Annotated in this window: 9 protein-coding genes; 5 read left to right on the top strand and 4 right to left on the bottom strand. The window is 73.7% G+C overall.

Going from position 1 to position 13,670, the window contains the following annotated elements; all coding sequences use genetic code 11:
* Positions 1-11 precede the first annotated feature (11 nt).
* Entirely contained in the window at positions 12-785 is a 774-nt protein-coding gene (locus tag P5G50_RS00835; RefSeq protein WP_301209796.1) for a MerR family transcriptional regulator, read from the top strand.
* Between the two features lie 166 nt (positions 786-951).
* On the opposite strand, the gene yczE is transcribed toward P5G50_RS00835, so the two are convergent.
* On the bottom strand, positions 952-1,851 hold the full coding sequence (gene yczE, locus P5G50_RS00830; protein WP_363319447.1) for a membrane protein YczE: 900 nt from the start codon (positions 1,849-1,851) through the stop codon (positions 952-954).
* A 64-nt stretch (positions 1,852-1,915) separates the two neighbouring features.
* On the opposite strand from yczE, the gene yczR reads away from it, so the two are divergent.
* The 3 genes from yczR to P5G50_RS00815 all read left to right on the top strand — a co-directional run bounded on the left by yczR (position 1,916) and on the right by P5G50_RS00815 (position 8,104).
* Positions 1,916-3,394 (top strand): MocR-like transcription factor YczR, encoded by a 1,479-nt coding sequence (gene yczR / locus P5G50_RS00825; protein WP_301209795.1) that lies wholly within the window; start codon positions 1,916-1,918, stop codon positions 3,392-3,394.
* A gap of 120 nt (positions 3,395-3,514) precedes the next feature.
* Complete coding sequence (locus P5G50_RS00820) at positions 3,515-6,922, top strand: efflux RND transporter permease subunit (RefSeq protein WP_301209794.1); 3,408 nt, start codon at positions 3,515-3,517, stop codon at positions 6,920-6,922.
* Positions 6,923-7,183: 261 nt separating this feature from the next.
* Positions 7,184-8,104 (top strand): arginase family protein, encoded by a 921-nt coding sequence (locus P5G50_RS00815; protein WP_301209793.1) that lies wholly within the window; start codon positions 7,184-7,186, stop codon positions 8,102-8,104.
* Positions 8,105-8,210: 106 nt separating this feature from the next.
* On the opposite strand, the gene hutI is transcribed toward P5G50_RS00815, so the two are convergent.
* The 3 genes from hutI to hutH form a co-directional block, all read right to left on the bottom strand.
* Positions 8,211-9,368 carry an imidazolonepropionase gene (hutI, locus tag P5G50_RS00810; protein ID WP_301209792.1) on the bottom strand — a complete coding sequence of 386 codons (1,158 nt, stop codon included), beginning with the start codon at positions 9,366-9,368 and terminating at the stop codon, positions 8,211-8,213.
* Position 9,369: 1 nt separating this feature from the next.
* On the bottom strand, positions 9,370-11,121 hold the full coding sequence (gene hutU, locus P5G50_RS00805) for a urocanate hydratase (RefSeq protein ID WP_301209791.1): 1,752 nt from the start codon (positions 11,119-11,121) through the stop codon (positions 9,370-9,372).
* 96 nt (positions 11,122-11,217) lie between these two features.
* A complete protein-coding gene (gene hutH / locus P5G50_RS00800; protein WP_301209790.1) occupies positions 11,218-12,804 on the bottom strand; it encodes a histidine ammonia-lyase in 1,587 nt (528 codons plus the stop codon).
* 98 nt (positions 12,805-12,902) lie between these two features.
* On the opposite strand from hutH, the gene P5G50_RS00795 reads away from it, so the two are divergent.
* Complete coding sequence (locus P5G50_RS00795) at positions 12,903-13,667, top strand: IclR family transcriptional regulator (protein WP_301209789.1); 765 nt, start codon at positions 12,903-12,905, stop codon at positions 13,665-13,667.
* Positions 13,668-13,670 lie beyond the last annotated feature (3 nt).

Raw genomic sequence — 13,670 nt, 5'->3', positions numbered from 1 at the left:
GAGGAGCGGTCATGGCGACGGCCACCGAATGGAGCGTGCAAGAGATCGCCGGGCTCGCCGGGATGACCAGCCGCACGCTCCGCCACTACGACGAGATCGGGCTGCTGACGCCCAGTCGCGTCGGCGGCAACGGCTACCGGTACTACGACCGCGACTCCCTCGTGCGGCTGCAGCGCATCCTCCTGCTCCGCGACCTCGGGCTGGGCCTTCCGGCCATCGCCCGGGTGCTCGACGACCGGTCGGATGCGGCGCCCGCCCTGCGCGACCACCTCGGGTGGCTACGGAGCGAGCGGGAACGGCTGGCGCGGCAGATCGCGTCGGTCGAGACGACCATTCAGGCGATCGAGACAGGAGGAGAGCTCATGGTCGAGGAGATGTTCGACGGGTTCGACCACACGCAGTACAAAGACGAGGTGGAGGAGCGCTGGGGGAAGGACGCGTACGCCGCCTCCGACCGCTGGTGGCGGGGGATGACGCCGGAGGAGCGGCGCGACTGGCAGCAGCGGCAGCACCAGCTCGCGGCCGACTGGATGTCGGCGGCGGCGAGCGGCGTCGCGCCCGACTCGGGGGAGGCGCAGGCGCTGGCTCGCCGGCACGCGGAGTGGCTGGGGAGCATCCCCGGCACGCCCGGCTCGGAGACCGGCGTGCCGCCGCGCGCGTACCTCGAGGGGCTGGGCGACATGTACGTCGCCGACCCGCGCTTCGCCGCCAACTACGGCGGGGTGGAGGGCGCGACCTTCGTGCGCGACGCGCTCCGCGCGTACGCGGCCGCCCACCTGCACTGATCACTAGCCTCGCTGGCTAACCGCCGAGTACGCGGACTTTCCGCGTACTCGGCGGTTTTCGCTGTACTTCGCGCGTACTCGCCGGCCCGGGGAACTCGCGAGTACGCGGAAAGTCTGCGTACTCGGCGGTTTCGGCGCGAATTCGTGCGTACTCGGCGGTTGCAGGCTAGGCGCGGGAGTGGTGGGCGCGGCCGGTGAGGCGGTCGTCGAGCCAGTGGGCGGCGATCAGGCGGGAGGCGCGGGAGGTGCGCGCCGGCTTCGGCGCGGGCGGCGCGGCGTCGGGCTGCCGGCGGCCCACGAGCGGGGAGTCCGCGTGGTCCGCCATGCGGCCGCGTGCCGCCGCGTCGGACTCGAGCAGGATGCCGTCTCGCACGTCGAAACGGACGGCATCCCGCTCGTCCTGGAGGCCGGCCGACTGCTCGGCCGTGCCCTCCAACTCGCCCTCCAGGTGCGCGGACGTTGCAGCGTCCCGCGGCAGCCGGATGGCGAAGAACGGAAGGGTGATGCTGCACAGCGGACCCACCAGCAGCGCGAAGGCGAGCGTGCCCACGCCGACGTTGCCGCCGAGCAGCCAGCCGATGATCAGCACGGTCACCTCGATGCCGGTGCGCACGGCCCAGATCGGCCAGCCGGTGCGCGCGTGGACGCCCGTCATCAGCCCGTCGCGGGGACCAGGCCCGAGCTTCGGCCCGATGTAGAGGCCGGTCGCGACGGCGAGCAGCAGCAGGCCCGCGATGAACACGAGCACCTGGGCCCACAGCTCGGTGATCGGCGGGATCAGCCACAGCCCGAGCTGCGCGCTCGGCCCCACCAGCAGCACGTTCAGCACGGTGCCGAGCCCGGGCCGCTGGCGGATCGGGATCCAGAACGCCAGCACGACGACGCCGATCAGGTTCGTGACCAGGCCGAAGGCGATGCCCGACTTGATCGAGACTCCCTGCGCCAGCACGTCCCATGGCGAGAGGCCGATGCCGGCCTGCACCATGAGCGCGATGGCGATCCCGTAGAGGAACAGGCCGAGCAGCAGCTGCACGATGCGGCGGGTGAGGAGGAGGGAGGCGGTCACGGGGACCATCCAATCGGATCGATTGGACTTCCCTCAAGATGCCAATTCGCATAAGGTGGCCTGCATGTCGGATGCCCACCTCACCGCCCGCTCGCTCGAGACGCTGCTCGGCCAGTGGCGCGGCCCCGGCTCGCAGTACCTCCAGCTCGCCGACCGCATCCGTCTGCTCGTGCTCGACGGCCGCATCCCGATCGGCACCAGGCTCCCGGCCGAGCGCGACCTCGCCGGTCGCCTCGACCTCAGCCGCACGACCGTGACGGCCGCCTACCGGCAGCTGCGCGAGGCGGGCTTCGCCGACAGCGTGCGCGGCTCCGGAAGCGTCGTCCGCCTCCCCGGCCCGGCTCTCGCGCTGGCGACGACCGGAGGGGAGGGGCTGCTCGACTTCACCAAGGCAGCGCTGCCCGCCGCCTCCACCCTCCCCGCCGCCGCCCGCGCCGCTGCGGAGGAACTGCCGCACTTCCTCCCCGACTCCGGCTACGACCCGGTCGGGCTGCCGCACCTGCGCGAGGCGATCGCGGAGCGGTACCGCCAGCGCGGCCTTCCCACCGACCCCGACCAGGTGCTCGTCACGGTCGGCGCGCAGCAGGCCATCGCGCTGATCGCCCGCACGTTCCTCGGCCGCGGCGACCGCGCGCTGATCGAGATGCCGACGTACCCGCACGCGATGGAGGCGCTGCGGCTCTCGGGGGCGAGGCTCGTGCCGATCACGGTCACCCCGCCCGCGGCCGGTCCGCACGCGCTCGACGACGACGGCGACGGCTGGGACGTGGAGGCCGTCGAGCAGTCGTTCCGCCGGGCCAACCCGGCGCTCGCGTACCTGATCCCGGACTTCCACAACCCGACCGGCGCCTCCATGTCGCCGCGGACGCGCGAGCGCGTCATCGCCGCGGCCGCCGCGCACGGCACGGTCGTCGTCGCCGACGAGACGACGGCCGACCTCGACATCGACCGGGCGGGCGAGCACCTGCCGTTCCCGTTGTACGGCGAGCGGAGCGCCGGAGACGCGCCCGTCATCCTGATCGGCTCGGCGAGCAAGGTGCTCTGGGGCGGCCTCCGCATCGGCTGGATCCGCGCGGACCGCCCGGTGGTGCAGCGTCTGATCGCGGCCAAGCCGTCCACGGACCTCGGCACGCCGATGCTCGAGCAGCTCGTGGTCGCGCGCATGCTGCCGCAGGTGCCGCAGATCGTGGAGGAGCGTCGCGAGCAGCTGCGCCAGGGGCGCGAGACCGTGCGCCGGCTCGTGGGCGAGACCTTCCCCGAGTGGAAGGTGCCCGCCGTGCGCGGCGGACTCGCGGCCTGGGTGGGGATCGGCGCGCCGGTCAGCTCGGCCCTCGCGCTCGCCGCCCGCAACCACGGGCTGCTCATCGCGGCCGGGCCGCGGTTCGGGCTCGACGGTGCGTTCGAGCGCTTCCTGCGCATCCCGATCACGTACACCCCGGAGGAGACGGCGCGCGCCGTCGCCGCGCTGGCGCGTGCCTGGGCCGTCACCTCGGCCGAGCCGTCGCCGTTCCTCGACGCGGGGGCGCTGCCGAGCGTGGTCTGAGCGGCACGCCGCTCCCGCGCCGCGCCGCCCTGCGGCCCGAGAGTGGTACCGGGGCATGAGGCGCGCTCCCGGTCACGGGTGGCAGGATCGGAGGGTCCTGTCTTCACCCGAGGGGAATCCGTGCACTTTCTCGCCGTGCTCAGCATGAAGAACCGCGCCCTGATCGCGCTGGTCACCATCGTCGCCGCCGTGTTCGGCGGCCTCGCGCTGACGAACCTGAAGCAGGAGCTGGCCCCCTCCATCTCGTTCCCCCAGCTCGCCGTGCTGACCAGCTACCCCGGCGCGTCGCCGGAGGTCGTCAACAACGACGTGAGCACGCCGATCGAGGCGGCCATCCAGGGCGTGCCCGACCTCGAGAGCACGTCGGCGGTCAGCAGCACGAACCAGTCGATCATCACCGCGCGATTCACCTACGGCACCGACCTGGCGACGGCCGAGCAGAAGATCGAGCGCGCCATCAACCGCATCTCGTCGACCCTGCCCGCCGACGTGGAGCCGCAGGTGCTCTCCGGCAGCATCGACGACCTCCCCGTCATCCAGCTGGCGGTCAGCGGAGGCGACGACCAGCGCAAGCTGAGCGACGACATCACCCGGCTCGCCCTGCCCGACATCAAGGACGTCGCCGGCGTCAACGACGCACAGCTCGTCGGCGAGGTCGGCCGCCGCATCACCATCACTCCCGACGACGCGAAGCTCGCCGCCGCGGGTGTGAGCCGCCAGTCGATCACGGACGCGCTCAAGCAGAACGGCGTGCTGCTGCCCGGCGGGTCGATCACCGAGGACGACAAGACGCTCTCCATCCAGTCCGGCACGCAGCTCGGGTCGGTGGACGACATCGCGGCGCTGCCGCTGGTGGCGTCGGGCGGGGGCTCGGCCGGAGCCGGGGCCGGGGGTTCTGCCGCGGGCGGCTCGGCCGCGGGCGGTGGCGCCGCGGGCTCGGGTGCCGCCGCGGGCTCTGGCGCAGCCGCCGGTTCGGGCGCCGCCGCAGGCGCCTCCGGGGCCGCTGCCGCCCTCCCCGGCGTCGTCGCGCCGGCTGCGCCGGCCACCATCGGCGAGGTCGCGGCGGTCGCCGAGGTCGACGACCCGGTGACCTCCCTCTCGCGCGTCGACGGCAAGCCCGCGCTGACGATCGCGGTCACCAAGCTCCCCTCGGCGAACACCGTCGAGGTGTCGCACGGGGTCCGCGACCTCCTCCCCGACCTCAAGGACAAGCTGGGCGCCGGCACGACCATCACCGTCGTCTTCGACCAGGCGCCGTTCATCGAGCAGTCGATCCAGTCGCTGACCGAGGAGGGGCTGCTCGGCCTCCTGATGGCGGTGATCGTCATCCTGATCTTCCTGCTGTCGATCCGGTCGACGCTGGTGACGGCCATCTCCATCCCGACCAGCGTGCTGATCACCTTCATCGTGATGTGGGCGACCGGCTACACGCTCAATATCATCACGCTCGGCGCGCTCACCATCGCGATCGGGCGCGTGGTCGACGACTCCATCGTCGTCATCGAGAACATCAAGCGGCAGCTGGTGCCGGGCGCCGACCGGGCGGTGACCATCGTGCGGGCCGTGCGGGAGGTCGCGGGCGCGATCACCGCCTCCACCATCACGACGGTCGCGGTGTTCCTGCCGCTCGCGTTCGTGGGCGACGTGACCGGCGAGCTGTTCCGGCCGTTCGCGCTCACGGTGACCATCGCGCTGCTGTCGTCGCTGCTCGTGGCGCTGACGATCGTGCCGGTGCTCGCGTACTGGTTCCTGCGCGCGCCGAAGGCGCATAAGCACGAGGGCGGCGCCGAGGCCGGGGCCGGCCACCTCTCCGTCGAGGAGGCCGCGGCCGGCGGCGAGGACGAGCTCGAGCACCCGTCGCGGCTGCAGAAGGGGTACCTCCCGATCATCCGCTGGACCCTGCGGCACTCGGCGCTCACCGTCGTGCTCGCCATCGTGGTGCTGATCGGGACGGCGGCCCTCGCGCCGCTGATGAAGACGAACTTCCTCGGGTCGAGCGGGCAGAACTCGCTCACGGTCACGCAGACCCTGGAGCCGGGGGCCAGCCTCCAGGCGAAGGACGACGCGGCGAAGACGGTCGAGCAGAAGCTGCTCGACACCGACGGCGTGCAGACGGTGCAGGTGTCGATCGGATCGAGCGGCTCCAGCCTCCGCGACGCCTTCACCGGCGGCGGTGGCGGCAACACCACCTTCTCGATCACCACCGACCCCGACGCCGACCAGGAGAAGCTGCAGTCGACCATCGAGGGCGAGCTCGGCGACCTGAAGGGGCAGGGCGACATCACGGTGTCGTCGCAGAGCGGGTTCGGTGCCTCCACCGACATCGAGGTGGACATCACCGCGAGCAGCGACCAGGACCTCCAGAAGGCCACCGACTCGGTCGTCGCGGAGCTGAAGAAGCAGAAGTCGCTGTCGCAGGTGACCGACAACCTCAGCGCCTCCCTGCCGTACATCTCGGTCGCGGTGGACCGAACGAAGGCGGCGCAGGCCGGGCTGAGCGAGGTCGCGGTCGGCACGATCGTGTCGCAGACCATGCAGCCGACGCAGGTGGGTTCGGTCGCGATCGACAACACGACCCTGACGATCTACCTGCAGAACGCGAACCCGCCGACGACCGTCGCGGGGCTGTCGGAGCTGCAGATCCCGACCGCGGCCGGCCCGGTACCGCTCAGCTCGCTCGCCACCGTCCAGGAGGCCAAGGGCCCGGCGACCGTGACCACCGAGCGCGGACTCCGCACCTCCACCGTCACCGCGACGCCCGCGACCGACAACCTCACGACGGCCAACACGGAGGTCGCCGCGGCGCTCGACAAGGCCGACCTGCCCGACGGCGCCACGGCGAAGGTCGGCGGCGTCTCGTCGAACCAGACCGACGCATTCCAGCAGCTCGGGATCGCGCTGCTGGCGGCCATCCTGATCGTCTACATCGTCATGGTCGCGACGTTCCGCTCGCTGCGGCAGCCGCTGCTGCTGCTCGTGTCGGTGCCCTTCGCGGCGACCGGTGCGATCCTCCTGCAGCTGGTCTCCGGCATCCCGCTCGGCGTGGCGTCGCTGATCGGCGTGCTGATGCTGATCGGCATCGTCGTGACCAACGCGATCGTGCTCATCGACCTGGTCAACCAGTACCGGGCGCGCGGGCTGTCGGTCGCGGACGCGGTGGAGCACGGCGCCTCCCGGCGACTCCGGCCCATCCTGATGACGGCGCTCGCCACCATCGCCGCGCTGACGCCCATGGCGATCGGCCTCACCGGCCACGGCGGCTTCATCTCGCAGCCGCTCGCCATCGTCGTGATCGGCGGCCTGGTGTCGTCGACCGTGCTGACGCTGGTCGTGCTCCCGACGCTGTACAACCTCGTGGAGGGTGCGCGCGAGCGACGGCTGGCGCGGAAGGCGGCGCGCGGAGGCGGCGGTGCCGATGGGCCGGGTGCCGGTGGGCCGGGTGCCGGTGGGCCGGGTGCCGGTGGGCCGGAGGACGACCGGCCGGAGCCTCCCGTCTTCACGGCGCCGGCGGGCGGCCGCCAGCTCTGACGTCGGTCGGCACCCGTCGAGTACGCGGACTCTCTGCGTACTCGGTGGGTTCCGGCGGAATTCGTGCGGAGTCGGCGGAGTCGGCAGCTCGCGGGTACACGGAGAGTGCGCGTACTCGGCGGCTTCCGGGAGATTCTGCGCGTAGTCGGTGGAGGGCGCCCGGCGCGGTGGGCGAAGGGTCGATGGCCGTGTCTGGGATGCCGGACGGTCGTCCGGGTCTCCGGGGGCGGCGGGCATGTGGGGCGTTGGTAGCGTGCGGGCATGAGTGCGTCGCCGCGTCCGCTGTCCGTCGATCCGTTGTGGCCGCGGGCGGGTGACTGGCCGGCGCTCGATGATGTCGCCGAGGGCGAGCGGGTCGACCTCGCGCTGCTCGGCATCCCGACCTGGCGCACCTCGCTGTCGCCGACCGGTGCGGGCGCGACGCCGGCGGCGGTGCGGGAGGCGCTGCGACGGTACTCGGCCTCCGCTCCGGGGCTCGACGTGGAGGCGCTGCGCATCGTCGACGCCGGCGATGTGGACGAGCCCGACGGTGTGGAGGGGGAGGCCAGGGCCACGGCGACGATGCGCCGGGTGGCCGAGCGGGCCTCCCTCACGGTCGCGGTCGGCGGGGACAACGCGCTCACGGTCCCGGCGATGCTCGGCGCGGCCGCGGACGACCTCGCGACCGCCGGGCTGATCACGGTCGACGCCCACCACGACCTGCGGGACGGGGTCTCGAACGGGTCGCCGGTCCGTCGCCTGCTGGAGGCCGGGCTCGACGGGCGCCGGGTGGTGCAGCTCGGGATCGCGGACTTCGCCAACTCGGCCGCGTACACGGCCCGCGCGGCCGAGCACGGCATCCACGTCGTGACCCGTGACGAGCTGCGTGAGCGGCCGCTCGACGAGGTCATGGCCGAGGCGCTGGCGATCGCGGGGGCGGCGGGAGGCCCGGTGCACGTCGACCTCGACGTCGACGTGTGCGACCGGTCGGTGGCGCCCGCGTGCCCGGCGTCGGTCCCGGGCGGGATCGCCGCGTGGGAGCTGCGCCGGCTCGCGCGCCTGGCCGCGGCCTCCCCGCTGGTCCGGTCGATCGACATCGCCGAGGTCGACGCGACGGCCGACGCCCCGGATGGCCGCACGGTGCGCCTCGCTGCCCTGCTCGTGTTGGAGGCGGCGGCCGGCCTGGCGGCGCGGGGCCGGTAGGCGCCGGCCGCTGGCTGCCGAGCACAGGAAGAACGTCGCGATTTCGCCCGATCCGCGACGTTCTTCCTGTGCTCGGCGGCCAGGGCGAAGGGCGCGCGGCGCGGAGCTACGCGACGTGCGTCGCGCGCACGAGCGGGACGCCCGGGCGGTACGCGAGGTGCACGGCCGAGGGGGCGTCGAGCACGACGTAGTCGGCGCGGGCGCCGGGGCGGAGGTGGCCCACGTCGTCGCGGCGCAGCGCCTGGGCGCCGCCGAGGGTCGCGGCCCGCAGCGCCTCCGCGACGGTCATCCCCATGTCGCGCACGGCGACCGCGATGCAGAAGGCCATCGACGACGTGAACGACGAGCCGGGGTTGCAGTCGCTCGCCAGCGCCACCGTCGCGCCCGCGTCGAGGAGACGGCGGGCGTCCGGGTAGGGCTGCCGCGTCGAGAACTCGACTCCGGGCAGGAGGGTCGCGACGGTCTCCGACGCAGCCAGCAGTTGTACGTCGTCATTGGTCAGGTAGGTGCAGTGGTCGACGCTCGCCGCATCCAGCGCGACCGCGAGCGCGACGCCGGCGCCTTCGCCGAGCTGGCTCGCGTGCACGCGCACGCCGAGTCCGCGGGCGGCGCCCGCCTCCAGGACTCGACGCGACTGCTCGACGGTGAAGGCGCCCCGCTCGCAGAACACGTCGATCCACCGGGCGTGCGGCGCGCACGCGTCGAGCATCGGGCCGGTGACGAGATCGACGTAGGCATCGGGGTCGTCCGCGAACTCGGGAGGCACGACGTGCGCGCCGAGGAACGTCGTCTCGTCCGTGACCTCGCGCGCGAGCCGGAGCAGCCGTTCCTCGTCGGCGACGGTCAGGCCGTAGCCGCTCTTGATCTCGAAGGTGGTCGTGCCCTGGGCGCGCAGTTCGGTGACGAACCGGGCGAGTCGGGCGCGCAGGTGCTCGTCCGACGCCGCCCGGGTGGCCGCGACCGTGCTCCGGATGCCGCCCGCGCTGTAGGGGCGGCCCGCCATGCGCGCCTCGAACTCGGCGGCGCGGTCGCCGGCGAACACGAGGTGCGTGTGGCTGTCCACGAAGCCCGGGATGACCGCAGCGCCGCCCGCATCCTCCACCCGGTCCGCGTCGGAGACGGGAGCGGCGGAGGCTGGGCCCGTCCACTCCACGCGACCGTCGACGGCGAGCAGGGCGGCGTCGCGCACGATTCCGAGCGGACCCTCGTGCTGCGGGTCGAAGGTCGTCAGCTCGCCGATGCCGGTCAGCAGGGTGGCGGTCACGTCAGGCTCCGGCGACCGGGGTGGTGGCGGCGGTGGCGGCGGCTCGCGAAGTCGCTGCCCGCCCTTCCGCCGCCTCCCGCATCGGGATGCGCAGCCCGCGCTCCTCGGCCACCTCGACCGCCCGCTCGTACCCCGCATCCACGTGCCGCATCACGCCCGTTCCGGGGTCGTTGATCAGCACGCGCTCGATCTTCTCGGCGGCCAGCGGCGTTCCGTCGGCGACGACGACCTGGCCCGCGTGGATGCTGCGGCCGATCCCGACGCCTCCTCCGTGGTGGATCGACACCCACGTCGCGCCGGAGGCCGTGTTGAGGAGCGCGTTCAGCAGCGGCCAGTCGGCGATGGCGTCGGAGCCGTCGGCCATCGCCTCCGTCTCGCGATACGGGGAGGCGACCGACCCCGAGTCGAGGTGGTCGCGGCCGATGACCACGGGCGCCGACAGCTCGCCGCTCGCCACGAGCTCGTTGAAGCGCAGGCCGGCGAGGTGGCGCTCCTTGTAGCCGAGCCAGCAGATGCGGGCCGGGAGGCCCTCGAAGTGCACCTTCTCGCCCGCCTGGGTGATCCAGCGGCGCAGGTGCTCGTCGTGCGGGAACAGCTCCAGCACGGCCCGGTCGGTGACCGCGATGTCGGCGGGGTCGCCCGACAGCGCCGCCCAGCGGAACGGGCCCTTGCCCTCGGCGAACAGCGGGCGGATGTACGCAGGCACGAAGCCGGGGAAGTCGAACGCGCGCTCGTACCCGCCGAGCTGCGCCTCCGCCCGGATCGAGTTGCCGTAGTCGAAGACCTCGGCGCCGCCGTCGAGGAAGCCGACCATCGCCTCCACCTGGGCCGCCATGGAGGCGCGCGCGGCGGCCGTGAAGCCCTCCGGGTCGGCGGCGGCGCGCTCGTGCCAGGTCTCGACGTCGTACCCGGCGGGGAGGTAGCTGAGCGGGTCGTGCGCACTCGTCTGGTCCGTCACGATGTCGATCGGGACCCCGCGGCGCAGCAGCTCGGGGAAGACCTCTGCCGCGTTGCCGACGACGCCGACCGACAGCGGGCGCCGCTCGGCCTTGGCCGCGAGGGCGCGCTCGACGGCCGAATCGAGGTCGGGCGCCAGCTCGTCGAGGTAGCCGTGGTCGACGCGGCGCTGGAGGCGCGCCCGGTCGACGTCGACGATGAGGACGGCGCCGCCGTTCATCGTGACGGCCAGCGGCTGCGCGCCGCCCATGCCGCCGCAGCCGCCGGTGAGGGTGAGGGTGCCCTCCAGCGTCCCGCCACTGTGCTCGTCAGACCCGCCCTGGCGGGCGGCGAGCTTCGCGGCGACGGCGCCGAAGGTCTCGAAGGTGCCCTGCAGGATGCCCTGCGAGCCGATGTAGATCCAGGAGCCGGCGGTCATCTGGCCGTACATGGTGAGGCCCTGCGCCTCCAGCCGGCGGAACTCGGGCCACGTGGCCCAGTCGCCGACGAGGTTCGAGTTGGCGATCAGCACGCGCGGCGCCCATTCGTGGGTGCGGAAGACGCCGACCGGCTTGCCGGACTGGACCAGCAGGGTCTCGTCGGCCTCCAGGTCGCGGAGGCTGGCGACGATGGCGTCGAACGCCTCCCAGCTGCGGGCGGCGCGGCCGGTGCCGCCGTAGACGACGAGGTCGTCGGGGCGCTCGGCGACCTCGGGGTCGAGGTTGTTCATGAGCATGCGCAGCGGCGCCTCGGTCTGCCAGCTCTTGGCGCTGAGGGCGGTGCCGCGCGGGGCGCGGACGGGACGTGCTCCCTGCATTCGTGGAGTCCTTTCTCCAACTGCCGAGTACGCGGATTCTCTGCGTACTCGGCGGTTCTCGGTCGATTTCGTGCGTACTCGGCGGCTACGGGCGGGTCAGGGGAGGGGGGAGGCGAGGGCCTGCTCGGCGGCCGTGCGGATGGTGCCGGACGCGACGAGGGCGGTGGCGGCCTCCAGCTCGGGCGCGAGGAAGCGGTCGGGGCCCGGCCCCGCGGCGACCGTGCGCAGCGCCGCCGTCACAGCGGAGGTCGCGGCGCCCTGGGCGAGCGGCGCCCGCAGCTCCGCGCCGCGCGCGGCGGTGAGCAGCTCGATCGCGAGCACGCGGCCGAGCCCGTCGAGCGCTCGCCGCAGCTTGCGCGCCGCGGCCCAGCCCATCGAGACGTGGTCCTCCTGCATGGCCGACGACGGGATGGAGTCGACGGAGGCCGGGGCGGCCAGCCGCTTCAGCTCCGACACGATCCCGGCCGCGGTGTACTGCGCGATCATCAGCCCCGAGTCGACGCCGACCTCGTGCGCCAGGAACGGCGGTAGACCCTGGTTGCGCGCCGGGTCGAGGAACCGGTCGGTCCGCCGCTCGGACATGCTCGCCACATCCGCCACGACGATCGCCAGGAAGTCGAGCGCGTACGCGACGGGCGCGCCGTGGAAGTTGCCGTTCGACTCCACGCGCCCGTCGAGGGTCAGCACGGGGTTGTCGATCGCGGAGGCCAGCTCGCCCTCGGCGACGAGCGTCGCGTGCGCGAGAGTGTCGCGAGCGCCGCCGTGCACCTGCGGCGCGCAGCGCAGCGAGTACGCGTCCTGCACGCGCGTGCACTCCGGGCCCTTGTGACTGGCCACGAGCGGAGACCCGGCGAGCAGCGCACGGAGGTTGCCCGCCGACACAGCCTGCCCGGCGTGCGGGCGCAGCCGCTGCAGGTCGTCGGCGAACACCGCGTCGGTGCCGAGCAGCGCCTCCACGCTCATGGCGGCGGCGATGTCGGCGGTGACGAGGAGGCCGTGGAGGTCGTGCAGCGCCAGCGCGAGCATCCCCAGCATCCCGTCGGTGCCGTTGATGAGCGCGAGGCCCTCCTTCTCGGCCAGCACGACGGGCTCGATGCCGGCGTCGGCCAGGGCGGTGGAGGCGTCGAGCAGCTCGCCGGCGACCCGCACCCTCCCCTCGCCCATCGCCGCGAGCGCGCAGTGCGCCAGCGGTGCCAGATCGCCCGAGCAGCCGAGCGAGCCGTACTCGTGCACGACCGGGGTGATCCCGGCGTTGAGGAGGGCGGCGTACGTCTCGACCGTGCGTCGCTGCACGCCGGTGCGTGCGGTCATAAGGGTGGCGAGGCGCAGCAGCATGAGGGCGCGCACGACCTCCCGCTCGACCTCCGGACCGCTGCCCGCGGCGTGCGAGCGCACGAGGCTCGCCTGCAGCTGGGCGCGGCGTTCGGCCGGGATGAAGGTGGTGGCCAGCGCGCCGAAGCCGGTCGAGATGCCGTAGTGCGGCTGCGGGTCGTCGGCCAGCGCCTCCACGAGGGCGCGGGAGGCGGCGACGGCGTCGAGCGCGGCGGGGTCGAGCGCGACGGGAGCGTCGTGCCGGGCGACGGCGACGACGTCGGCGATGGTGAGCGGGCGGGCGCCGACGGTGACGGGAGGCGTCGTGGCGGCGTCGGGAAGTGGTGCGGTGGTGCCGGCGGTGTGGAGCATGCCTCGATGATGCGACGGGGCGCCGCTGTCGCGCGCGGTGGCTAGGCTCGGAGGTGTCCGGTATCCCAGACGGGCCGGTGCCGACGAGAGGGGGACGGATGGGCGAGAGCAAGGTGCCCGCCGCCGAGAACACGCTGCGCATCCTCGGCCACCTCGCGGCGCAGCGCGGCCCGGTGCCCGCGGCCGGCATCGCCTCCGCGCTGGGGCTGCCGCGGTCGACGGTGTACCACCTGCTCGCGGTGCTGGCCGAGCACGGTTTCGTGCTGCACTTCCCGGAGGCGCGCCGCTACGGCCTCGGCGTCGCCGCGTACGAGCTGTCGAGCGCCTTCTCGCGGCAGCAGCCGCTCAGCCGCCTCGGCCGCCCGATCGTCGCCGCCCTGGTCGACGCGCTCGGCGAGTCCGGTCACGTCGCCGTGCTGCACGGCCGCGACGTCGTCTACATCGTGGAGGAGCGGGCGCCGCGCCGTCCGCGCCTCGTCACGGACGTGGGGGTGCGGCTCCCCGCCCACCTAACGGCGAGCGGACGGGCGCTGCTCGCCTCCCTCCCCGCCGAGCAGCTGCGCGCGCTGTACCCGGATCGCGACGCGTTCGAGGAGCGCACGGGAGCCGGCCCGCACTCCTACGCCGAGCTGCGCCGCCTGGTCGCCGCCGTGCGCGAGCGCGGCTACGCCACCGAGGACGGCGACGTGACCCCCGGCTTCGCCTCGGTCGCCGTGTCGGTGCGCGACCACGCGGGCTGGCCGGCCGCGGGCATCGCGGTCACCTTCCCGCGCGAGAACGTACCGCCGGAGCGGTGGGAGGCGCTGGCCGCGCGCGTGCGCGACGCGGCCGCCGAGCTGTCGCGGCGGATCCGGGGGGTCTAGCGC

Source organism: Leifsonia williamsii (assembly GCF_030433685.1).
Taxonomy (GTDB): domain Bacteria; phylum Actinomycetota; class Actinomycetes; order Actinomycetales; family Microbacteriaceae; genus Leifsonia; species Leifsonia williamsii.
The sequence above is the reverse complement of the archived record's forward strand: the minus strand, read 5'-3'. Positions and strand labels throughout refer to the sequence as shown.